This window comes from Chryseobacterium flavum, assembly GCF_003385595.1.
GTDB lineage: Bacteria > Bacteroidota > Bacteroidia > Flavobacteriales > Weeksellaceae > Chryseobacterium > Chryseobacterium flavum.
This window is the reverse complement of record NZ_QNUE01000013.1, coordinates 102,143-125,416: the sequence shown is the minus strand read 5'-3', so window position 1 is coordinate 125,416 and position 23,274 is coordinate 102,143. Positions and strand designations below refer to the sequence as shown.

Annotated in this window: 26 protein-coding genes; 15 read left to right on the top strand and 11 right to left on the bottom strand. The window is 35.7% G+C overall.

Translation table 11 applies throughout. The features are described from left to right. The first annotated feature begins 246 nt into the window (after positions 1–246). The 6 genes from DRF59_RS15755 to DRF59_RS15730 all read left to right on the top strand — a co-directional run bounded on the left by DRF59_RS15755 (position 247) and on the right by DRF59_RS15730 (position 6,096). A complete protein-coding gene (locus DRF59_RS15755) occupies positions 247–822 on the top strand; it encodes a TerD family protein (protein WP_115962264.1) in 576 nt (191 codons plus the stop codon). 14 nt (positions 823–836) lie between these two features. Beyond that, complete coding sequence (locus DRF59_RS15750) at positions 837–1,511, top strand: TerD family protein (RefSeq protein ID WP_115962261.1); 675 nt, start codon at positions 837–839, stop codon at positions 1,509–1,511. 78 nt (positions 1,512–1,589) lie between these two features. Continuing rightward, complete coding sequence (locus tag DRF59_RS15745) at positions 1,590–2,228, top strand: vWA domain-containing protein (RefSeq protein WP_115962258.1); 639 nt, start codon at positions 1,590–1,592, stop codon at positions 2,226–2,228. A gap of 15 nt (positions 2,229–2,243) precedes the next feature. Next, positions 2,244–3,287, top strand: a complete 1,044-nt coding sequence (locus tag DRF59_RS15740; protein WP_115962255.1) for a TerY-C metal binding domain-containing protein — start codon at positions 2,244–2,246, stop codon at positions 3,285–3,287. A 50-nt stretch (positions 3,288–3,337) separates the two neighbouring features. Further along, entirely contained in the window at positions 3,338–4,561 is a 1,224-nt protein-coding gene (locus DRF59_RS15735; protein ID WP_157967463.1) for a PP2C family serine/threonine-protein phosphatase, read from the top strand. 5 nt (positions 4,562–4,566) lie between these two features. Then, complete coding sequence (locus tag DRF59_RS15730; RefSeq protein WP_115962249.1) at positions 4,567–6,096, top strand: helix-hairpin-helix domain-containing protein; 1,530 nt, start codon at positions 4,567–4,569, stop codon at positions 6,094–6,096. Between the two features lie 46 nt (positions 6,097–6,142). Here the strand turns inward: DRF59_RS15730 and DRF59_RS15725 are convergent, their stop codons facing one another. From DRF59_RS15725 to DRF59_RS15705, 5 genes are all read right to left on the bottom strand, one after another. Then, entirely contained in the window at positions 6,143–6,589 is a 447-nt protein-coding gene (locus DRF59_RS15725) for a GNAT family N-acetyltransferase (protein ID WP_115962246.1), read from the bottom strand. A gap of 99 nt (positions 6,590–6,688) precedes the next feature. Continuing rightward, a complete protein-coding gene (gene tyrS / locus DRF59_RS15720; RefSeq protein WP_115962243.1) occupies positions 6,689–7,888 on the bottom strand; it encodes a tyrosine--tRNA ligase in 1,200 nt (399 codons plus the stop codon). 315 nt (positions 7,889–8,203) lie between these two features. Next, positions 8,204–8,806 carry an NAD(P)H-dependent oxidoreductase gene (locus DRF59_RS15715; RefSeq protein WP_115962240.1) on the bottom strand — a complete coding sequence of 201 codons (603 nt, stop codon included), beginning with the start codon at positions 8,804–8,806 and terminating at the stop codon, positions 8,204–8,206. Positions 8,807–8,879: 73 nt separating this feature from the next. Next, complete coding sequence (locus DRF59_RS15710; protein WP_115962288.1) at positions 8,880–9,704, bottom strand: AraC family transcriptional regulator; 825 nt, start codon at positions 9,702–9,704, stop codon at positions 8,880–8,882. A gap of 89 nt (positions 9,705–9,793) precedes the next feature. After that, complete coding sequence (locus tag DRF59_RS15705; RefSeq protein WP_115962237.1) at positions 9,794–10,423, bottom strand: TetR/AcrR family transcriptional regulator; 630 nt, start codon at positions 10,421–10,423, stop codon at positions 9,794–9,796. Positions 10,424–10,522: 99 nt separating this feature from the next. On the opposite strand from DRF59_RS15705, the gene DRF59_RS21200 reads away from it, so the two are divergent. From DRF59_RS21200 to DRF59_RS15690, 4 genes are all read left to right on the top strand, one after another. After that, on the top strand, positions 10,523–10,657 hold the full coding sequence (locus DRF59_RS21200) for a hypothetical protein (protein ID WP_262510638.1): 135 nt from the start codon (positions 10,523–10,525) through the stop codon (positions 10,655–10,657). An 11-nt stretch (positions 10,658–10,668) separates the two neighbouring features. Continuing rightward, positions 10,669–11,046 (top strand): hypothetical protein, encoded by a 378-nt coding sequence (locus DRF59_RS15700; protein ID WP_123873701.1) that lies wholly within the window; start codon positions 10,669–10,671, stop codon positions 11,044–11,046. 81 nt (positions 11,047–11,127) lie between these two features. Then, complete coding sequence (locus tag DRF59_RS15695) at positions 11,128–11,703, top strand: Crp/Fnr family transcriptional regulator (RefSeq protein WP_115962231.1); 576 nt, start codon at positions 11,128–11,130, stop codon at positions 11,701–11,703. A 59-nt stretch (positions 11,704–11,762) separates the two neighbouring features. Further along, on the top strand, positions 11,763–12,776 hold the full coding sequence (locus tag DRF59_RS15690) for an NAD-dependent epimerase/dehydratase family protein (protein WP_115962228.1): 1,014 nt from the start codon (positions 11,763–11,765) through the stop codon (positions 12,774–12,776). Positions 12,777–12,791: 15 nt separating this feature from the next. On the opposite strand, the gene DRF59_RS15685 is transcribed toward DRF59_RS15690, so the two are convergent. The 6 genes from DRF59_RS15685 to DRF59_RS15660 all read right to left on the bottom strand — a co-directional run bounded on the left by DRF59_RS15685 (position 12,792) and on the right by DRF59_RS15660 (position 19,804). Continuing rightward, a complete protein-coding gene (locus DRF59_RS15685) occupies positions 12,792–13,403 on the bottom strand; it encodes a hypothetical protein (protein ID WP_115962225.1) in 612 nt (203 codons plus the stop codon). Positions 13,404–13,768: 365 nt separating this feature from the next. Beyond that, positions 13,769–14,806 (bottom strand): serine hydrolase domain-containing protein, encoded by a 1,038-nt coding sequence (locus tag DRF59_RS15680; protein WP_185144927.1) that lies wholly within the window; start codon positions 14,804–14,806, stop codon positions 13,769–13,771. Positions 14,807–14,965: 159 nt separating this feature from the next. Next, positions 14,966–16,246, bottom strand: coding sequence for a serine hydrolase domain-containing protein (locus tag DRF59_RS15675; RefSeq protein ID WP_115962222.1), 1,281 nt, complete (start codon positions 16,244–16,246; stop codon positions 14,966–14,968). Positions 16,247–16,327: 81 nt separating this feature from the next. Further along, positions 16,328–17,059 carry a class I SAM-dependent methyltransferase gene (locus DRF59_RS15670; RefSeq protein WP_115962285.1) on the bottom strand — a complete coding sequence of 244 codons (732 nt, stop codon included), beginning with the start codon at positions 17,057–17,059 and terminating at the stop codon, positions 16,328–16,330. A 297-nt stretch (positions 17,060–17,356) separates the two neighbouring features. Beyond that, positions 17,357–17,770 (bottom strand): hypothetical protein, encoded by a 414-nt coding sequence (locus DRF59_RS15665; protein WP_115962219.1) that lies wholly within the window; start codon positions 17,768–17,770, stop codon positions 17,357–17,359. A gap of 15 nt (positions 17,771–17,785) precedes the next feature. Next, positions 17,786–19,804: a M3 family metallopeptidase gene (locus tag DRF59_RS15660; RefSeq protein ID WP_115962216.1), complete on the bottom strand. Its 2,019-nt coding sequence runs from the start codon at positions 19,802–19,804 to the stop codon at positions 17,786–17,788. A gap of 208 nt (positions 19,805–20,012) precedes the next feature. Between DRF59_RS15660 and DRF59_RS15655 the strand changes: the two genes are divergently transcribed. The 5 genes from DRF59_RS15655 (at position 20,013) to rimM (ending at position 23,272) form a co-directional block, all read left to right on the top strand. Beyond that, complete coding sequence (locus DRF59_RS15655) at positions 20,013–20,543, top strand: SRPBCC family protein (protein ID WP_115962213.1); 531 nt, start codon at positions 20,013–20,015, stop codon at positions 20,541–20,543. 194 nt (positions 20,544–20,737) lie between these two features. After that, positions 20,738–21,187, top strand: coding sequence for a hypothetical protein (locus DRF59_RS15650; RefSeq protein ID WP_115962210.1), 450 nt, complete (start codon positions 20,738–20,740; stop codon positions 21,185–21,187). A gap of 96 nt (positions 21,188–21,283) precedes the next feature. Next, a complete protein-coding gene (locus DRF59_RS15645) occupies positions 21,284–21,796 on the top strand; it encodes a nitroreductase family protein (protein ID WP_115962207.1) in 513 nt (170 codons plus the stop codon). A gap of 355 nt (positions 21,797–22,151) precedes the next feature. After that, a complete protein-coding gene (locus DRF59_RS15640; RefSeq protein ID WP_115962204.1) occupies positions 22,152–22,715 on the top strand; it encodes a 30S ribosomal protein S16 in 564 nt (187 codons plus the stop codon). A gap of 14 nt (positions 22,716–22,729) precedes the next feature. After that, on the top strand, positions 22,730–23,272 hold the full coding sequence (gene rimM / locus DRF59_RS15635; protein ID WP_115962201.1) for a ribosome maturation factor RimM: 543 nt from the start codon (positions 22,730–22,732) through the stop codon (positions 23,270–23,272). The last annotated feature ends 2 nt before the right edge of the window (positions 23,273–23,274 follow it).

The following is a 23,274-nucleotide window of genomic DNA, read 5'->3' as shown; positions in this document are numbered from 1 at the left end:
CAAATGCATAACCAGTCACAAATTAAAATGAAAACCTATAAAAACAAAAACCAAAGTAATAGTAAAATTACTCTGGTTTAATTATTTATTTTTGTACTTAAATCTGTATCAGATTTTCAGGACTAGTCAATGTTTGTATATCAGTTTATCATTAATGTCGGTGCAACAGGTATTTTTTGCAAATAAATTTGGTTAATTCATAAATCAAATCTATCTTAAGGCAAAATAATTTATAACACAAAAATTATGGCAATTAATTTACAGAAAGGACAAAAGATTGAACTGGGACTGACTAAAATGACTATTGGGTTAGGCTGGGATCCGAATGAAGGAACAGGATACGATTTTGACCTGGATGCATCCGCTATTATGATTGATGCTGAGAGAAAATTAGTAAGTGAAGAATATTTTGTTTTTTATAATAACCTGCAATCTCCGGATGGTGCTTTAACACATACAGGTGATGATCCGAACGGGAAAAATAGTGACGGAGATGATGATGAAGCCATTATAATAGATTTGGAAAAAGTAGACCAGAGAGTGGCAGAAATTCTTTTTGTTGTTACAATAGAAGATTTTGAAAGAAGAAGACAGAACTTCGGACAGGTAAGAAATTCTTATATAAGAGTAGTGGATAATAATACAGGCCAGGAGATAGCCAAATATGAACTGGATGAAGATTTCTCAATTGAAACAGGAGTAGAATTTGGAAGATTATATAAGAGAAACGGGAGCTGGAAATTTGAAGCCTCAGGAATAGGCTACAGGGCGGATCTTGGTTTTTTTCTTGAGAAATATTATAAAGGACAAATCATTAAATAAATAAAACAATAACTATGGCAATTAATTTACAGAAAGGTCAAACAATTGATTTAAGAAAAAATGACCGTGGAGAAAGTGTTTATGACCTTTCTAAAGTGACGATCGGGTTAGGATGGGACGTTAGAAAGCAAGGCGGGTTTTTCGGGAAATTATTCAATAAAGAAGCAGAATATGATCTTGATGCTGTTGCATTTCTTTTAGATGGAAACGGCAAAGTAGCTAATCTGGGACGAACAGTTCAGACCAATGACGGAAGACAGATAGGCCTTTATCAGGGAGATGTTATTTTTTTTAATTCCATGCAACATCCCAGTGGAAATGTATGGCTAACGGGGGATAACAGGACCGGTGCAGGAGATGGGGATGATGAGCAGATCATTGTAAAACTGGATCAGCTGGATCAGCATTATCAGAAAATCGTATTTCTTGTAACCATTTATCAGGGAAGATCCAATAACCAGCATTTCGGAATGATTGAGAATGCCTTTATCCGTGCGGTAGATGCGACAGGAAAAGAAATCACAAAATACAGCCTGTCAGGAGATGCCAGTATGAACGGAATGTGTGCAATGGTTTTTGCTGAAGCATACCGTCACAACGGAGACTGGAAGTTCAGGGCACTGGGAGAACCTCATCATACGGATAATTTTATTGATATTCTGAGACAGCAGTACGCCTATTCAAACTAGACCTTCTATTTTAATACAAACAAAAGCCGGTATAAAGTTTTGATCTCTTTTGCCGGTCCAGAATTAAAATTCTTTATAATGACCAGAAGATTATTAGCCTATTTTTTACTGGATACGTCTGGCTCCATGAACGGAGAACCGATACAGGCCCTTAATAATGGTTTTAACGGGCTCATCAGCATGCTTCGTGCTGATCCGCAGGCAATGGACAGTCTCCATTTAAGTGTTATTACTTTTGACAGGGAGGTCAAAAATATTATTCCACTGACAGCCCTGGCAGGTTTTTATCCTATGGAAATTACCTGCCCTGATAGTGGGCCTACGCATACCGGAGCAGCATTGGAATTGGTTTCAGAGCTGGTGAAAAAAGATCAGGTAAAAGAAACCGCTGATACGAAAGGAGACTGGCAGCCGCTACTCTTTATTTTCACTGATGGAAAGCCTTCGGATATTCAGAAGTACCGGCAGATGATTCCTGTGATCAAAGGTCTTGAATTTGGTGCTATTGTAGGATGTGCAGCCGGTCCTAAGGCAGATGAACAGTTTCTTAAGGAACTGACGGATCACGTCGTAAAACTTGACACAACAGATGCAATTACTCTTTCTTCTTTTTTCAAATGGGTAAGCTCTTCCATTACTCAGGGAGGACAATCACAAAGTACGGGAGAAAGCATGACATTGCCACCTCCTCCCTCCGAACTTAATATTATTATTTAAAACTGTCTTACTATTATGAGAAGACTGCCGATTTACTTTTTAGTGGACGTTTCCGAATCTATGGTCGGAGAGCCGATTGAGCAGGTACAGGAAGGTATCGCCAATATTATCAGAGACTTAAAAAAAGATCCTTATTCTTTGGAAACGGTCTACATTTCCATTATAGGTTTCGCAGGGGAAGCCGAAGTGATAACTCCACTTCAGGATATTATCAGCTTTTATCCTCCAAAAATTCCGATTGGAAGCGGTACATCATTATCTCAGGGGCTGATCAAAGTAATGGATTGTATAGACCGTGATATTGTTAAAACAACTTATGATAGAAAAGGTGACTGGAAGCCTATTATCTTTTTATTTACTGACGGAGTTCCTACTGATGATGCCACTAAAGCTATAGAGAGATGGAATACCAGGTATAACGGAAAATCCAATACAATTGCTGTGTCCATAGGAGAAAATACAAATTACAAATTATTGGGTTCACTGGCAGATCACGTTTTATTGTTTAATAACTCGGATGAAAATTCTTACAAAGAGTTTTTCAGATGGGTGACAGATTCTATAAAAACTACCAGCCAGAGTGTAACAGAAGCAAAAAAAGAAGGAATTAACTTATCCAAAATTGATTCTCTTATTCTTGAAAAGGTAGATCCTGAAATGGAGCAGAGATTCCCGGACAATAATTTTGTAGTGTTGAACGGAAAATGCCAGGAAACAGAAAGGCTTTACCTGATGAAGTTTAAAAAAACATTTGCAGAATCCAGCATACCGGGAATGGCTACAAGATATTACAGACTGGACGGTGCCTATAAAATTGATGAAAAAGCATATTACAGGCTTTCTTCCAATCAGAAAACGCATCTTAAAATCAATATAGAAGAGTTGGATGGAGGAACTTCATGCCCTCATTGTGCCAATCCTATTGCATTGGCTACCTGTTCTTGTGGTGGTATTCATTGCTTAAGAGGAGAAGGATACAGCAAATGCCCATGGTGCGGAACTTCAGATTATTATGGATATTCAGGAGGAGGATTTGATATTAACAGAACCCTGGGCTAATGATGGGTAAATTTTTTCGGAAATCAGGTTCAGAATCTAAAACGAAGACAATGGAACAAGCTCTTATTTATAAAGAAAAGGAAGAATTCAAAGAGGATCATTGGGTTTTGAAAAATGCCAGTGCAAAGCAGTTCTATGAATTCGGTTTTAACATGGAAAACTTTCCGAACATAAAGATCCAGAATATCAGAAACCTGGAAGAAACAGGACTTCATTTTGAAAATAATATAATTTCAGGAACTCCGGTTACCAATAATATGTATCATCTGGATGTTCAGTTTTATCACATCCATGATCAGAACCATATTGAGACAAAGAAAATACAGCTGTTTGTGAACGCAGATCCAAAAGATCTTTGGAAAAATATTCCAAGCGATAAAAATGCCGTCTTTTATAAATCTGAAGAAGACTCATTTAAAGGTCTGTTTTCAGACAAGAAAATTGTGGTTGCTTCCAAAAGAGGCCGGTCTCACGCCCATGAAGGAAAATTTCGTGAAGATGATTTTGCAGTAAATACGCTTCCCTTAGATTGGAATATTGTTTCTGTTTCAGATGGGGCAGGTTCAGCAACAGCAGCAAGAGAAGGTTCAAGACTGGCAACGACAACAGTTAATCAATTTTTCAGTTCACAGGTTTTAAACCGGATTGAAGATCACATCAATCTTCTGTTTGCTTCCCAATCTTCCATTGAAGAACAGTCAGAAACTAAGCAGAATATCATCAATATCTTATCGGAAAGTGTTTTAAATGTTTATCACAGATTAGAAAAAACAGCAGCAGAAAATGCTCTTTCTTTAAATGATCTGCATGCAACACTTATTTTTACATTGCTTAAAAAGTTCAGTTTCGGATATGTCATTCTGAGCTTTGGAGTGGGAGATTGCCCGATCAATCTGATCAATACGGACTTTTCTGAAATCAAGCTTTTGAATCAAATGGATGTGGGAGAATTTGGCGGCGGTACCCGTTTTATCACGATGAAAGAAATTTTTAACGATAAAATAGCTTCCCGTTTTCAGATTACGTGTGTAGAAGATTTTTCCTATCTGGTACTGATGACAGACGGTATTTATGATCCTAAATTTACCACAGAAAATAAACTGGAAGACACAGAAAGCTGGAAATTATTTTTTGAAGACCTTGCCGGGAATAATGATGACTGTACGAAAGCAGATTTTATCAATGATGAGAAAATTGATGAACAGCTTTTAATTTGGAGCGATTTCTGGAGTAGGGGAAATCACGATGACCGTACATTGGCAATAATTTATTAATATCCATGAAAAAGACCATTAAGGTTGTTTCTGTCCTGGACACAGCCAAATCCTATGAATATGTAGATGAAACCCCTGTCCGGGGTGGTGTGAAAGATGTTTATTTTTCGCCTGATAAAGAATACGTGGTTGCTTTCTATCGAAATCCGCTGGACGAAGGGCAAAAAGAAAGGATCATGAGAATTGTTTCCACCTATCTGCAGAGTATACGGAACGGAAATGCTTCCGAATATTTTCTGAACGAAATATTCAGATGGCCTTATGATATTGTTGAAAAAAATAAACTCACAGGAATTGTAGTTCCTGTTTACCACAATAAATTTTATTTTGCCAAAGGTTATATTGGTTCGGATAATATCCAGGGACAGGATAAAGTTGGGAAGTGGTTTACAGCTCCTATGTTTAGAAACCAGCAGTATCCGTTGAGGCTGGATCAGTCTGAATTGGGTGATTGGCTAAGCTATTTCCAGATCGCAATTAATATCAGCAGAGGAGTAAAAAAGCTGCATCAGATGGGTTTGGCACATTCTGATCTTTCTTATAATAATATTCTGGTGGACCCTGTTACGAAATCTGCATGTATTATTGATATTGATGGCCTTGTTGTTCCAAAGCTATTTCCTCCTGAAGTTATAGGAACTGCAGATTTTATTGCTCCTGAGGTTTTAAAAACCCAACATCTGGATATTAAAGATCCCGGCAGACATTTACCCAATCAGAAAACGGATCTTCATGCCCTTGCCGTTTTGATCTATATGTATCTGTTGAGAAGGCATCCGTTGCGTGGAGGGAAGATCTGGGATCTTGACTCTGAAAAAGATGAAATTATATCCATGGGAGATAAAGCAATGTTTGTAGAACATCCGGAAGATCCTTCCAATCATGTAAAAGCTGATCATCTCAGAAAATGGGATGCATTCTGGGGTGATCCTCTGAAAATTCCGTATACCGTTACAGGGCCTTATATTTCAGAACTGTTCCGGAAAACATTTATAGACGGGCTGCATGATCCGATCAAACGTCCCACAGCCAATGAATGGGAAACTGCATTGCTGAAAACAGTAGACCTGATTCAACCTTGTTATAATTCCGGCTGTAATGAAAAATGGTACGTTTTTGATAACACCAGTAATCCAAAATGCCCGTTTTGCGGAACACCGCACCAGGGAACATTACCTGTTTTAGATTTATATTTTAAATTTGATGATAAGGTATGGAAGCCGGAAAATCACAGACTGATGGTCTATCATAATCAATATCTTTTCAAGTGGCATGTTTCCAGAAAAGTGATAAGAAACGAAAATCTGACTATGCAGGATAAAATGCCTGTAGGATATTTTACATTCCATCAGGGAAAATGGATATTGGTAAACCAAAGCTTATCAGGAATGAAAGATATCACAGAGCAGAAAGAAATTCCGCCAGGTTCTATGTTAGAATTGACCGATGGTAAAAAAGTATTACTTTCCACAGAAGAAGGCGGAAGGCTTATTTATGTAACAATGGCCAATCAACAATCGGCACCTGTCAGTTAGCCTGATGTTTATCCGGTGGTTTTCCGTGACTTAAAAACCTCTGTATTTATATATCTTTTCCGGGAAATTCCATAAAATAAGAATATTGATCTTCCCCGACAATCCTGAACCCTAAACGGGAATACAGATGTTGTGCTTTATTGGTTTTTAAAACACTTAAGGTTACTGTTTTCCCGCTTACAGAAGCTTCATCCAGAATATCCTTCAGAATTTTTTTTCCTAATCCGCGACCTTGCAGATCAGGAAGGATCTGAAGTTGAAGAACTTCTGTTTTTTCATCGGTTCTGTTTATTTTTAACAGGCCTACAGGCTGATGATGTAAAAAAATAATATGAGCTTTATCAAACCTGTATAAAATCCTTTGAAGAGTTGTTTCACGGTCAGTTGGTAAATTTGATTCCGTATAATGTGGATTCATAGTTTTCATTCTCAGATCGAGGAGAAAATCAATATCCTTTTCATCGGCTTTTTGATAATACAGATCCGGTTCCATATCGATAATTTAGTGACGTTATTCTAGAGAAACGAATATATTGATTTAACCCGAACCAGGAAAGGAAAGATGATAAAGATATTGGTTGTATGATTTAATTTATATCAGCTCAAAAAATCCTCTTTTACCTATTCTGATCTTTGTGTTGACCCGCAGTTCCATGTCTTTATCGGGATCGGTAACTTTAGTATTGTCAACCTGTATCCCTCCATTTTCAATTAATCTTCGGACCGCCGATTTGCTGAGGTCTCCTTTTAACTGATGACAAAGTTCCAATAAAGTTGCTTTACCTCCATTATGGATTAATGAATCAATAAGAACAGGGTCAAATATTTTTTCTTCAAAATTTTTATTCTGAAACTGATTAACAAAAAACTGTTCTGCGTTTTCAGCCGAGGCTTCATTATGGTATTGACAGATAATATTTTTTGCCACCAGCTTTTTTATAATCATGGGGTTCGTCCCTTTTTCTATTTTCGATTGTAATTTTGCTTTTTCTTCTGGAGTAAAATCAGTTGTGAGATCAATAAATTCGCTGATCAGAGAATCTGGAATAGACATCACTTTACCAAACATTTCATTGGGAGTATCGGTCAGACCTATGGTATTGTTCAGGGATTTACTCATTTTTTCTTTTCCGTCCAGCCCTTTAAGAAGAGGCATACACATGACAATCTGTGCCGGCATCTGATGAGCTTCCTGCAATTGCCTTCCCATTGTACAGTTGAAAAGCTGATCAGTGCCTCCCATTTCAATATCACATGCAATCTGGACAGAATCAAAACCCTGTAGAACGGGATAAACCAATTCATGCAGGGCGATGGGAGTATTTTCTGTAAACCGCTTGTTAAAATCATTTCTGTGCATCAGTTGTGCTACCGTAACTTTTGACAAAAGCTGAATAACTTCTGAAAAGTTAAGTATGTTCAGCCAGTCCGAATTAAAAAGGATTTTAGTTTTCTCAACATCAATTACTTTGGAGAGCTGGGTGATGTAGGTTTGCGCATTATGTTCTACCTGTTCGGCACTCAGGGGTTTTCTGGCTTTGTTTTTTCCTGTCGGATCCCCGATTCTTGCTGTGAAACTTCCTACGACAATAATGATCTGATGCCCCAGGTCCTGAAACTGTCTTAGCTTTTTCAGCACCACTGCGTGTCCGAGATGCAGGTCCGGAGCAGTGGGATCAAAACCAAGTTTAATTATCAACTTTCTGTTTTCTTTGCCGGCTTGCTCTAATTTTTCTTCCAACCCGTTTTCCGGGAGGGTTATCGCCACATTTTCCTGTAATATTTGAATCATAATAAATGGATTTTAATAAAAAAACCCGGACAACATATGTCCGGGTTCTATATAAATTAAATTATTGTACTGAATTATAACTATAGCAAATCTTCCCGAACGATAGAACGGGAGTAATACTCACTGAAAAAAGGTAAACGCAATATGCTGTTTAAATGTTTCATATCTGCAAATATAGCAAAAACTTCTTTCTGAAAAATCCAATATTTAAACCATTAGGTAAGGATGTTTTACAGAATCACTGTAAATAAACCAAATCTAATGGTCTAAAATAATGGTTCAAAACAATTTTACTTATCAAGTATGATGCGAATATTATGCCATTTGAATAGTAGACTGGGCGGATTGGGAATATACATAATTAATCTGTTCTTTCCATGTTTTCAGATCTTCAGTAGAAGCCCTGTCGGCTTTATCAAAAAAGAAATGTTGGATAATCTCAAGTCCGGAATAAGTGAAAATTCCATGATCTGAAGTCAGTGTAAGGGCTTTATCCATTCCTGACTGTCTGTATTCTTCCCTGGATTTTCCGTGGGTATTGATAATTATTACTTTTTTCCCTTTCAGAAGGCCCTTTTGTATACCCTGTTCATAACAATAAGCGAAGCCATAGCTAAAAACACGGTCAATATATCCTTTCATAAGGGCAGGCAAACCCGTCCACCATATCGGATAAATGAAAGTAATATGTTCTGCCCATGAAATGAATTCCTGTTCGGCTTTTACATCATCAGCAACTTTTCCCGACCGTTGTCCTTCCATATCTGAACATGATAAAACCGGGTCAAAATTGATTTTATAGAGATTCCGGATTCTGATTTCATTGTGTTCCGATTTCAGAATATCTGCAACGTGTTGCAGAAGCGCATAATTTAAGCTATTGGGGTTTGGATGTGCATAAATAATTAAATGTTTCATTACTTTATTTTTAAAATTCTTTAGCAAAATTAGAGTAGCAGAAGTTTTAAAAATTGTAAGAAAACGAAATGGCCTAGTCTGATTTTGGATTGCAGATATGCTGTTGAAGTTTCAGATATTGGGCAGGAGGGATGTTAAGGTAATGTTTAAAATCATGAATGAGTTGGCTTTGATCATAATAGCCACATTCATCAATTATTGTAAACCATTTGATTCTTTCCTGTTCGCCCGTCTTTTCTTCTATCATTTTAATGGCATTCAAAAACCGTTTATAGCGGTGAATTTCCTTTAAAGAATAGCCAAACTGTTCTTTTTGCTTTCTCTGAATGTTTCTTTCAGTCTGTTGGGTCTGTTCTGCTACTACCTTTATAGGGTTTAAAAAATTGTCATCCAGATTACTGAGTAGTAAACCGGTAGAATCCTGATGCCGCAGATATGGATGGCAAAATTCAAGGATATGGTTGACTCTATCCTCAGGTGAATCAATTTCAATGAGCTGGTGCCAAAGGTTTGTAAAGCAATTTTCTTTCAGAACCTTATCAGGATCTGCTGCCGGATAGTGTTGGGGAGCAAGCTTTCCAAAAAATCTGAAAAATGCATCATCTTTAAAATTAGCCACCAGAATTGAAGTTTGTGATGGCAGTGTATATTCAAAAGATTTTCTTACCGGGCCAAAAAGCAGGCACTTATTAACTTCAATTACCAAACCCTCGCGGGTGGATATGGCTGCCTGTTCTCCGAAACAGAACAAGAATAAAGTTTGATAGGAAGGAAGTAATGTTTTGGTAACAGGATATGCAGAAGTGTTTTCAGCAAAATAAAAATGGGTGAATATATTTTCAAATTCCTGAGGGACCGGTATTCTGAAATCCTGATATTCTGACTGTGTTTCCTGCATGAAATTTCTTATTTGTAGGTGATATTTTTCTTCGTTTTGTAAAAAGCTGTTTATTTCAGTGAGATCATACAGTTTCCTTTTTTTGATTATCATGCGTTAGCGGTGATATATTGTTGTTCATACAGCTGTTGCTGTTCCCGGTTGAGGAAGGGATAAAAAAGATTCATTTGTAAAAGGCTGTAATGCCGTACAGCATCTTCCTGATCCAGTTTTAAGATTAATCTGTTATGGGTGAGCCAGTTATCTGCAATAATGAACATCTGCTGAACAAGGCTGTCCATAATAAAATCCGGAACGTCTTTTTTGAGGATGTTGTTTTTTTGGAAACCAGAGAAAATCAGTTGAAATTCTTCCTTTCTGCTGGAATGAATGGATTCATACTGGGATTTTATTTCAGGGATCTCTTTTAAAATGTCTATAAAATTCACAAAGATAAACCGGTAAGAGTAAAAAATTTCACAGGTTGAAAAAGTAAACTGGTACAGGTCATCCAATGTTTTGAATTCCACTTTTTTGACCGTATTCAGCAACGCGTCCATTTTAACAACCAGCTCCGTAAAAAGTATTTTAATAATATCTTCTGAATGTTTGAAATGATAATGTAAATTTCCCGGACTTATATTGATTTCTGCAGCAATATGTCTTGTAGTAATGGTATTATATCCCTTTTCATTAAACAGTTCAAGGGCTTTAAATAAGATTTTTTCTTTGGTTTTCATCAGTCAAATATATAATAAAGCACACTAATAAATGTCATATACAAAATTAGAACAAATGTTCTAATTTTGTATATCTTTGTATCAGTAAATCTAATCAAAATGGAAGAAAAAAAAATATTTGATTACGAATCATCTGAAAAAAAAGATAATAAAAGTGAAAAAGATGTGCAGGATATTATGGCAAAAGTGCTGCAGGTGATTATTGGTTTCATCATGGCAATATTACATATGTAATGGGAAAAAGTATGTCACATTGGTTTTTGGGTGGCCTGCTGGTCTGGGTAATGATTATTATATTCAGAAGGAACCATATATATATACCACTGATTAATGATCATTTAACGGATCTTATTACCATTCCTATGTACTGTTATCTGATAGAATATATCATAAATAATATACCGGGATTTAAGTATAACTGGAAGCCTGATTTAAAATTTGTACTTATTTCAGTTATATACATATCATTTTTATTTGAAGTGATTTGCCCTGAATTATCAGAAAACTTTACCGGAGATATTTTTGATGTATTTTCTTATTTTATCGGTGGAACTGCCTATTATTATTTCAGAAATACATTCTTCTTTTCAGGTAACAAAAAATCTGCAGATACTGACTCTTAGAATAACTGCTGCTTACAGATTTATTTTTCGATTGTCTGAGATTCTTTTGATATTTTTGTAACAGATATCAAATGTTACCCGATGTACGATAAGCTTTTACAGTATATGTGTTCAGAATATAACTTTACACCCGATGAAATTGAGGATGTAAAAAGATACTTTGAACCTGTAACATTTTCAAAAGGAGCTATCATTGAAGAAGCCGGAAAAGTTCCTGGTTACCTTTATTATATTGTTTCAGGATATCTGAGACTGTTTTATACGGATCAGACCGGCAATCAGGTGACAACACACCTCAATTGCCCACCTGGTTTTTTCACTTCCTATGCTCATTTTATAAACAGGACAAGGTCTGAAGATTGCGTAGAGTGCATTACAGATTGTGAACTTTTACGGATCAGTAAAGAAAATCTTGATAACTTAATTGCAGGCAATAAGGCCATGAAAGATTTCAGTATTTCGGTTTTTCACCAGTCAATTACTTATAATGAAAACCGTTCGAAGGAATTGTCTGCTTTGAATGCAGAGCAGCGTTATCTTAAACTTCTGGAAAACCACCCGGAAATAATACAGAATGTTCCTATTCAATATATTGCCTCATTTTTGGGAATGAAACCAGAAAGCCTAAGCAGAATAAGAAGAAAAATAATTAACTAACAAATGTCAAGTGATTCTGAAAACAGAAAGGTGAAATTTGTCATATTAAAATGAATGTGATGACAAAGAATAATTTAAGTCTGGTTTCAGGTGCAAACGGACACTTGGGAAATAATCTTGTACGATTTTTACTTAAACAGGGAATTCCTGTAAGAGCAACAGTAAGGAATGCTAAAAATAAAACTCCTTTTAAAGGTCTGAACTGTGAACTGGTAGAGGCTGATATAACAGATAAGGCCTCTTTTGTAAAAGCATTGCAGGGAGTGGAGACATTCTATGCTGTAGGAGCGTCCTTTAAATTATGGGCTAAAGATCCAAAAAAAGAGATCTATGATGTTAATATGGATGGGACCCGTAACACTATAGAAGCTGCTGCAGAAGCGGGAGTAAAGAGAATAGTATATGTAAGTTCTATTGCAGCATTGGATTACACAAAACTTCCCACTAAAGAAAGTAATGGTTACAACCCGGATCGCAGAGATATGTATTATAACTCTAAGAATGACGGTGAAAAATTAGCTTTTGAACTGGCTGCTAAGCTGGGAATAGAGCTGGTTTCTGTGATGCCTTCAGCGATGATTGGAAGTGAAGCTTCATTACCCCTGAATGTATCGTATGGAATAGTGAAACTGATCTTGAAGAAAGAAATTCCTGTAGATACTAAAATTACTTTAAACTGGGTAGATGTAAAGGATGTGGCAGAAGGTTGTTATCTTGCAGCTCAAAAAGGTCGGCCAGGTGAACGCTATATTCTGGCCAATGAAAAATGTATGAGTATTACAGATACAACTATTTTAGCGAATAGTCTTTACCCTGAGCTTAAACTGAAAATACCGAAGTCTGTTCCCAAGGGAATATTGTTTACTATAGCAGGCCTTATGGAGTTTACTGCCAGAATGAGTGGTAAAGCTCCTGTTTTAACCAGAAAAGATATTTCTATGTTTTCAGGGTTACAGCAAAATTTTGACATTTCCAAAGCAAGGAACGAATTAGGATTTAACCCCAAAAGCCCGGTACAGGCATTAAAAGAAGCATTTGACTATATGATGAAACATCCGGATCTTTTAAAATAGGTTCGGAAAACTATTTTAAAGCTGAATAATGGATCCTTTGTAGAATTTTGTAAGGTCATAAAGATCACAAAAATGCTGCTGAAGTGAAATAGGGGAGATATTTGTGAAATCTTTTGCATTAAAATGATTTTCAGCAAGTTGGTATAAAGCCTGATTTTCAGATTTCAGATAATCCGACAGTATATTTTCAATACCATATCCCCGATTGAGCATTTCAGTCAGAAATATCCCATAGATCACAAACTGATTGAAACGTTGAGCATTGACAATATAATTCAGATGTTGTTGAGAGTTTTTTTCATACTCTGACAGAATCTGTAGAAAATGTTGGGCATTATCTGTAGGTGGAATTTCATAAAAGAGATCAATACCGTGAATAAAAAGCTGGGTTTTGATTTCTTCAGGATCAGAATACATTTTACTGAACCAGGAAAAGATACTTAAAAGTTCATCTTTACTCAGCTCTTCTACAGAATCCTTTATTTTTTGCTTGATGATTTCAAGGTCTGCTCTCGTATTATTTTGCAGAAAGCTTTGGATATTCTCCTCTTCACGACAGAGTTTATTGTATAAGTTTATTTTAGCAATATTAGGGTTGGTTTTGATAAAATGAAGCTCTTCTGTCATAACTTTTTACCAAATACTTTTATGAATATGGTAATTAAAGATACAAAATATGTGGATATTTCAATCAAAAAATATTATGTTGTAAATTATATTAATGAAATATCTCACATACTGTGTTTTGTCTTTTTCAGATTCTGGTTTTTAGTATAGATGTCCTTTAAAAGCGGTGAGATTATTGTATTTCAGGGGCTGGATTTTATTCTGCATCTGTCATTTCTGCAAGACTGATTTTATGATATGGAAAAAAGCCTGGTCGCAGGGCTGGTGTTACTGGTCAATATTTTCTGTTTGATCCCGGTTATTGCTTTTGTGTTTAAAGTTCCGGACCCATGTTCTTCCGCAAATGTGTTAAAAATAACATGGGCTTATTTCTGTGGCATCTTTGCTGAGGTCTTGAATTCATTTAAAGCTGCCTTTGCAATACTTCTGGTAACTTCAGTCGGAGAATGACAATCACAATTACTGAATCCTAGCACATAAAGGTCTTCGCCGGGAACGTAAACCCCCATACTCTTGAATCCAAATATACTTCCGCCATGTTCACGGTAAGGAGTTCCGCTGGTATCTTTCAGGTGCCATCCATATCCATATGTAAACTCTTCACCATTATTGAGTTTATATTTCTGAAAAGCTTTTTGGCTTTCTTTGGAACTGAGTAAAATATTCTGATTCAGAGCCTGTTGCCACTTCAGCATATCATCCACGGTAGACATCAATGAGCCGGAAGAAAAAGGAACACTGAAGCTGATAGCTGTTTTATTTACAAATCCCTGTTCTTTTTTGTGATAACCATATGCTCTTTGCGGGATAACTTTCCTGTCAGATGCATAATAGGAATGAGACATTCCTGCTTTATCAAAAATATTTTTCTTAATAAAATCTTCATAAGAAGTTCCTGAGATCAATTCGATGATATAACCCAGAACCACATAACCGGAATTATTATAATCAAATTTTTCTCCCGGTGCAAAATCCACAGATTCGCTTTTAAAAAAATTCACCATTTCTTCCGGTTTCATTTCTTTTTGAGCGATGGAAGAGAGAGATTTCATTTTAGTAAAATCTTTTATTCCTGAAGTATGGGTCAGAAGGTGATGAATCGTAATATGATCTCCGTTAGGATAATCTTTAATATATCTGGAGACAGGATCGTTGACTTTAAGTTTGCCTTGCTCTTCAAGCATCAGAATAGCTATAGCTGTGAATTGTTTGGTCATAGATCCGATCTGAAAAACATAGTCAGGTGTCAGGTTGACATTGAGTTCCAGGTTGGCTTTCCCAAATGCTTTCCTATAGATACTTTTGCCGTTTTTAGTGATCATGAAAACGCCGCCGGGTTCGTCATGATTCCCGAATTCTGTCTGGATAATACTGTCTATTTTCTTTTCAAATCCTTTTATCACCTGTTATACTGAAAAGTAAAAACAAAGCAGGACCGGTTATTAGTTTTTTAATATTCATGTTGATGTATATTGTTATACAAAGATATGATTTATTTATATTACTATGTTATGCAATATATTAATTTATATTTTATGTTATGATGCTAGATAGAGTATAAATTATTGTATTTTTTTGGTATTAAATTTAACACCTGTTGAAATGATCATTAAATGATACTGACCACCTTGATTACTTAAAAAATGATAACCGTCTTCAGATTCCGGATTATCAAAAAAAATAGTTTTTGATTCCGGGTAAATTTTAGTTTTCCCACCGTCTTTATCAAGAATATACAGAAAATGATCTTCCAGAATAACTGTGAAAACCTGCGACAGATCAGCTTCCAGAGCAAATTTTCCGGTGTATTGCTTGAGAACTTCATCAGAAACTTCAATTGCTTTTCTGCTTATCTTTTGAGGAATACGATAAGGCTGGCCATTCAAAAGATTAATAATATCTTCGGTCACTTTCTGGAAAGGAATATCTGTAAAATTTGAAATGAAAATAAAGGTAATTCCCAATTTTAAATCCTGATGATAATAGGCTCTGTAACCTGGCCTGCCTCCTGCCTGTATCAATTGGCTGTCTTTTCCGAACATTTTAAGTACAAGGTCTTTTCTGAGATTCTTTCCGGAAATAAGCTGTTGACTGAAACTGTATAAATCATCAATAGTCGAATAATAATTTCCCGTTTCAAACCTGTTGATGCTGGTTTGGGGAACAGGAACTATTTTACCGTTTTCAGCTGAAAATCCATAAGCAAAGTCAGACAATGAACGGGAAGAATTAAACTCACCTGTATTTTTTAGCTGATATTTTTTGATGATCTCTTCCTGGATAAAATGCCAGTATCCTTTATCAGACAATTTGTCAATAAGATAGTGCAGAATAAAATATCCCACATTGGAATATAAGGTCTGGGTTCCGGGTTCAAATTGCAGAGGTTCCCGACGGGCCAGTTCTATTGTTTTTTCCAGGCTAAGGTGCTCATACTTTTCATAATCTTTAATTTCTCTTGGAAGTCCGGACTGGTGAAATAACAGATTTTCAATTGAAATTTTTTCTCCGTTTGGAAAATCAGGAATGTATCGGTTAAGATGATCTGAGAGTTTGATCTTTCCCTGTTCAACCAGTTTCAGGATTCCATATTTTACAAAGATTTTTGAAACCGAAGCAATGATAAATTTACTGTTTTTATCGACCTGCAGTGCCTTGTCTTCATTGGGAATATTGTAGGCTTTATCAAGCAGAACCGTATTGTTTTTAGCAATCTTTACATTCCCGTTAAAATTTTTCAGCTCCGTTAGGGCGGTGAAGTAATGATCAAGCTCTTTACTATATTGCTGAGCAGAAAGCTTTATTGAAAATACAAGAATGAAGAAAAAGGATAATAGCTTCATAATCTGTTATTTGTAATGAACAAATATACATTTTAATCATGTATACTTTTTTCTTAAAATTACTTTCTGTGCCTGTTCCAATTATTTTTCAACGGAGATCAATAACATCATAGGTCTGCGGAGTTCTTCCTTCATTTCCGGAATTTCTTTCAGCATCTCCTGACTAGGCTCAGGTTCTATGACTTCTTTGATTATGAAACTCTGTTTTAATAAAGTATTTAAATATGACGTTAAAGTCCGGTGGTATTTAATAACATTTTCTCCCAAAAAAGTAGTATTTCTTTTTCCCTCGACAAAATAACGGTCAACCGGCCAGCTGATTTTTTCACCGCTTTTATCATATATCCAATCCTGGCCTCCTTCTGCAGTGAAAACAGGATGTTCTACTGAGAAAATAAATGATCCGCCAGGAATAAGCCATTGGTAAATATTACGGACTAAGGTATCGAATGATTTTACATAGTGCAATGTAAGCGAACTGAGTATCACATCAAATTTCTCAGCAGGATAGTCCAAATCTTCAAGAGCTTTTCTTTCATAGTGAATTCCCTCCAAATTGTTGATCTCCTTAGCTTTTGATAGCATCCTTTCTGAAAGATCAACCCCAATCACGGATTGGGCTCCGTTTTCTATAGCGTAACGGCAATGCCATCCGAAACCACATCCAAGGTCCAGGATATTCTTTCCTTGAAAATCAGGCAGCATATGTTTTAAGGTATGCCATTCTCCGGCTCCCTCCAATCCGATCTGAGAACGTAACATTTTTTCATACTGATCAAAAAATGCTGGATTGTCGTATTTATTTTCTTTCATGGCAGGAAATTTTACAGTCTTTAAAACTGAAACGAACAATAAATTTACGATTATTAACTGGAAAAGTTGAAAGACATTGGAGTCAAAATTAAAAAAATCCTTTACCAATATAATACATTGTAAAGATGTGAATGATTTATTTTCTGCCTTCACAAACTGCTTGAATTCAATCTTCATTTCGTTTATCTGCTCTTGCATTATTAAAGACATCACTGCTCAAATAGCAGCAGGAAGCCAGCCGATCATTATCAATAAAAAAAGAACAGCGTTTGCTGTTCTTTTTTAGTGTATTTTGATCTATTGAATCAGTTCTTTTATTGTTTTCTTTGTTCTCAACAGTTCACCTTGAGGAATCTGATGATTAAGATAAGTGAAAAGCAAATTATTGACCCAATCGTTTTCAATCTGATGAATAGAGTAAGAGCAAATCAATCCGAAATCATCGGAAATATAAGCCGGAAGGTCAGAGGAACCTGTAGTTTTGAAGACAGATATAAAAATTTGCTTTCTGATATCACTGATTCTGTCTTCAGTTTCCTCATCAGTAAACTTCTCTTCAATTGTTTGATATGCTTTCATCCATACATCAGAAAATTCTGCAGAATCTCTGTTATCAAGAATGTTATCAATCTTTTCGGGAGTAATACCGCTAAGAGCCGTTTTCAAAGCATCATTAAAAATGGCTTCCAGCTTATTGATCTTTTCTGTCATAATTTGATTTGTATTCTATCCGAATGCTCTTTTCAGTAAACTCTCTACTTTTGGTTCACTACCTCTGAACGCTTTGTATAATTCCATTGGATCTTTGGTCCCTCCTGATGAAAGCAATACTTTATATTTAGCAGCAATCTCAGGATTGAAGATTCCGTTTTCTTTGAAATACTGGAAAGCATCGGCATCCAGAACCTCAGCCCATTTGTAAGAATAGTAACCTGCAGAATATCCTCCCTGAAAAATATGCGAAAAGCTTGGGCTCATGGCGGTTTCAGAATTGGAAGGATAAAGGCTTGTAACTTTTGTATATTTATCTTCAAACTCTTTTACACTTTCATTTTCCAATTCTCCGGTTTTTGTATGATAGTTCATATCCAGAAGCCCGAAGCCTAGCTGTCTTAGGGTCTGATAGCCTTCCATAAAATTTTTGGACTGCTCAATTTTTTCAATTTTCTCATCAGGAAGTACTTCTCCGGTTTTATAATGTCTTGCAAAAGTTTTTAAGAATTCAGGCTCATAGCAGAAATTTTCCAGGAACTGAGAGGGAAGTTCTACAAAATCCCATTTTACCGACGTTCCCGATAAGGTAGGATATTGTGTATCCGCCATCATTCCATGAAGTGCATGACCGAATTCATGGAATAGAGTCGTTACTTCCTGAAATGTCAGTAAGCTTGGGGTATCTTTTGTAGGCTTGCTGAAGTTACATACGATTGAAATATGCGGACGTGAATTTTCTCCGTTTTTCTTATACTGATTTTTATAGCTGGTCATCCATGCTCCGGCTCTTTTCCCTTTTCTCGGGAAATAATCAACATATAAAAGAGATTTATAAGTTCCATTCTCTTTTACCTCATATACTTTTACCTCTTCATGGTATTTCGGAATGTCACTTCTTTCTTCGAAAGTGAGCCCGAAAAGTTTTCCTGCCAACCCGAATACAGCATCCTGTACCTGGTTTAACGGGAAATAAGGTTTTAATTCCTCATCATTAAGATCAAATTTCTGCTTACGAAGCTTTTCAGCATAAAATGCGTGGTCGTAGCTTTGCATATCTTCAATTCCGTCGGCTTTAGCTAAAGATTTTAATTCTTCAATTTCTTTATCAGCATATGGTTTTGCTTTGGTTAAGAGCTCATTTAAAAAATCAAAAACTTTTACAGGGGATTTAGCCATTCTTTCTTCCAGGACGAAATCAGCATAGTTATTATATCCTAGAAGTTCAGCTTTCTGCTGTTTTAAATTAAGCAGTTCTTTGATCAGATTCTGGTTATCAAACTCTCCGCCGTCGAAAGATTTTTTACCATTCGCAAGCGCCAGTTCCTTTCTCAGTTCACGGTTCTCCGCATACGTCATGAACGGAATATAGCTTGGGTACTGTAAAGTCACTACCCAGCCTTCCAGGTTTCTTTCTTTAGCTTCTTCAGCATATTGATCGATGATAGCCTCCGGAATTCCGGCAAGATCTTCTTTTTGGGTAATATGTTTAAAATAAGCATTGGTAGAAGCCAGTACATTCTGCCCAAACTGTAAAGATTTTAAAGAAAGATCCATACTGATTTTCTTTAATTTTTCTTTGTCTTCCTCATTCAATAAAGCCCCGCTTCTTACAAAGCCTTTGTAGGTCTCATTTAAAAGCATTTCCTGCTCTTCATTGAGATTATATTTTTCCTTTTCTTCATATACCTTTTTGATTTTGTTGAAAAGGGCTTCATTCTGAGATATTTTTGAAGAATATTCTGTTAAGATCGGTGAAACTTCCTGGGCAATCTGTTGGATTTCATCACTGGTTTCCGCCGAATTTAAATTGAAAAAAATATTAGAAACCACATCCAGTTGTTCCCCTAAATAGGCTAATGCTTCGATAACATTTTCAAATGTGGGCGCTTCAGGGTTGTTGACAATAGCATTGATTTCTGCTTCGGATTGTTGGATCAGCTCTTTAAATGCCGGAAGATAATTTTCATTTTTAATGTCATTGAATGGAGCTGAATGATATGGAGTGTTAAATTTTTCTGTTAAAATATTCATTTTTCGATTTTTATTATAGGGTAAATTTAATGATTCACCGGGAATCACAGCTGAAATGCTCAAAAATAATGCCTTACCGGAAAGTTATGACAAAAATACTTACCTTTAAATAATCTTGTCATATGAAAAGCAGGAGACATGTTGGAATATTTAATTTTGAGGACAGATTTAATCATTATAGTTGATAAATAACTTTAAAATATATACTATGAAAACACTCTTAAAAATTATCGGGATCATTATCCTGCTGATTATTGTATATGCAGTAATTGCTATGCTGGCTTTCAGCAAAGACTATCATTATGAAAAATCTATTGTCATCAATGCACCAAAAGAAAAGGTCTGGCAATATGTAGGTTCACTGAAAGGATATAACACTTTTGATCCTTTTTCCAAAACAGATAAAAATATTGTGATTACATACTCAGGGGAAGGGAATAAAGTTGGTGATTCTTACCATTGGAAAGGGGACAAGAATGTAGGAGAAGGTGAACAGGCTATTACTGAAATCGTTCCCAATGAAAAAATGGTTACCAGGCTTCATTTTATACAGCCTTTTGAGGGAAATGCAAAAGGAACATTTATATTAACTCCTGAAGGAAACGGAACTAAAGTAACATGGATGATTGATAATGAATTGAATACTATGATGAAGATTATGAAACCTATGATGGATAATAATATGGACAAAATGTTTGGACAAGGGTTGGGTGATCTGAAAAAACTTTCTGAAAAATAAAATAAAAGGCCTTGTAAATTTGACAAGGCTTTTTTGCAATTCTTTTTACTGATCGTGATTAAATTATAGTTTCCTTCCTATTTAATAAATCTAGAAATAATTTATAAAAACAATGAAATATTTGAAAGAGTATTTTATGTGGAGTCATTGAAATATTATTCTAAAAATATTATCTTTATATAAAGATTCGATTTATGGAGAAGACTGTATTTGAAAAAAGTGATATCAGGGACTTTGTAAAAATGACTATTGCAGAGAAGATTGAGAAACTTAAAAATTTTATCGAATTTACTCAGGAGGCAAGCCGTGACATTAAGAAAACTCCAAAATATGACAGTATGAGAGAAGAGATGCAGGAAGAGATTTATCAGATGCAAAGACAGCTTGGTGCCTTGAATGATATGAAAAGAAACATGGCGAAAGTATTGAATACCACAACTGAAAGGATTCAGCTGGGATCTTTGGTTATTACCAATAAAGCAAGGTTTTATATTTCAGTTTCTCTGGGCGAATTCTTTTTTGAAGGAGACAGGTTTTATGCTATTTCCTCCGAAAGTCCTATGGCAAGAAAAATGATGGGAATGAAATCAGGAGATGAATTCACACTGAATAAAATCCATCAGAAAATTCTGGAGGTCCTGTAAGGGGTTTTTACAGTCACTATAAGGCATATGAAAATCGGACTAAATACTTAATGCTGTAAAGCCAAAGATTGGGTTGCATATTGTAAATTTGCAGGTATGAATAAAGCCGAAACATTAAAAGAAATTATAGAGAAAAGGAGAAGCATTTTCCCTAAAGATTATTCAGACAGGGAGATTTCCCGGGAGATTCTTGATGAAATTTTAAACTCTGCAACATTTGCTCCTAATCATAAACGTACCAGACCCTGGCGTTTCAAAATATTTAAAGGAGAAGAAAAAATGAAGCTGGCCTCTGAAATGCAGGCCATTTATAAATCCACACAACCGGAACAGCTATTTTTAGAAAAAAAATATAATGATATTGGTTTTAAGATCAATAAAGCTGATGTTGTTGTTTCAATTGTTGTCAATTTTAGTGCGATGGTTCCTGAGTGGGAAGAAATAGCTGCAACCTCAATGGCAGTACAAAATATGTATCTTACCTGTACCGCTAACAATATCGGATGCTACTGGAGCTCTCCTAAAATTGTTGATCATCTGAAAGAGTCTCTGACGATAGGAGAAAACCAGAAGTGTCTTGGGCTTTTCTATATGGGGGCAATTGATTAGTCATCTTTATCTGAAGTAATAATTAGCTTTAAGTAACTTTATTATTGATTTTGTTATTCGTTAAGAGTCATTTTGCTCCTGTGTTGTTTCCCATATGGATTTGAATCTTTGACAGAAATTCTTTCAAGAATTCCCATTACTATTGATACTTTTCAATTTGATGTTTTTTTAATGAATTATGGATCAATTATTACCGATAAACAAAGGGAAAACAATCTGATAGAGGCACATAAGATATTCCTTTTTTAATAGCGGTTCAAAAATAATTATATTTTTATCCAAAAGATCAGAAAATTTATTATCTTTGCACTCTTAAATATTTAACTGGGACGAGTTCCCATAAAATTCAAACATTATGTCAGTAAAAATCAGATTACAAAGACACGGTAAAAAAGGAAAACCTTTTTTCCACATCGTGGTTGCAGATTCTAGAGCAAGAAGAGATGGTAGATTCATCGAAAAACTAGGAACTTACAACCCTATTACTAACCCGGCTACTATCGAATTGAATGTTGATTCTGCTGTGAAGTGGTTAAACAACGGTGCTCAGCCTACTGATACTGCCAGAGCAATTCTTTCTTACAAAGGGGCTCTTTACAAAAAACACTTACAAGGTGGTGTAGCTAAAGGTGCTTTTGATGAAGCTGAGGCTGAAAAAAGATTCAATGCTTGGGTAGAAGCTAAAGATGCTAAAGTTCAAGGTAAAGTAGAAGGTTTAGCTACTGCTAAAGCTGATGCTAAGAAAGCTGCTTTAGAAGCTGAAGTAAAAGTAAACGAAGCTAGAGTTGCTGCTGCTGCACAGGCTGAAGCTGATGCTAAAGCTGCTGAAGAAGCTGCAAACGCACCTGCTGAAGAAGTTGCTGAAGCTACAGAAGGAGAAGCTCCTGCTGCTGAAACTGAAGAAAACACTGAAGCTTAAGAACAAATCCCGTTATGCGTAAAGAAGATTGCTATTTTTTAGGTAAAATTACACGCAGACACGGACTTGCGGGAAATGTCATCCTTAAACTGGATACTGACCAACCCGAGCTTTACAATAAACTGGAATCAATATTCGTTGAAATCAACGGATTATTGGTTCCATTTTTTATTGAAAAATCATCATGGAGCAAATCAGATGCTCTGAATATCGCTTTCAAAAATTCTTCCGAAGCGATGGTAGATCAGGTTCTGGGTAAAAGTGTTTACCTGCCGCTTTCTACACTTCCTAAACTTTCAGGAAAACAATTCTATTATCATGAAATAATAGGATATAATATACTGGATGAAAATGATAATGACTGTGGCGTAATACGTTCGGTAAACGATCAGACAGCACAGAATTATTTTATCTTAGGTTTTGAAGGAAGAGAAATTGTTATTCCTCTGATCAAAGACTGGATTCTGGAGGTAAACAGGGAAGAACGATTTATAAAAATGCAGCTGCCGGAAGGTCTGATGGACGTATTCCTTGTTCCATCTAAAAAAGACGAATAATT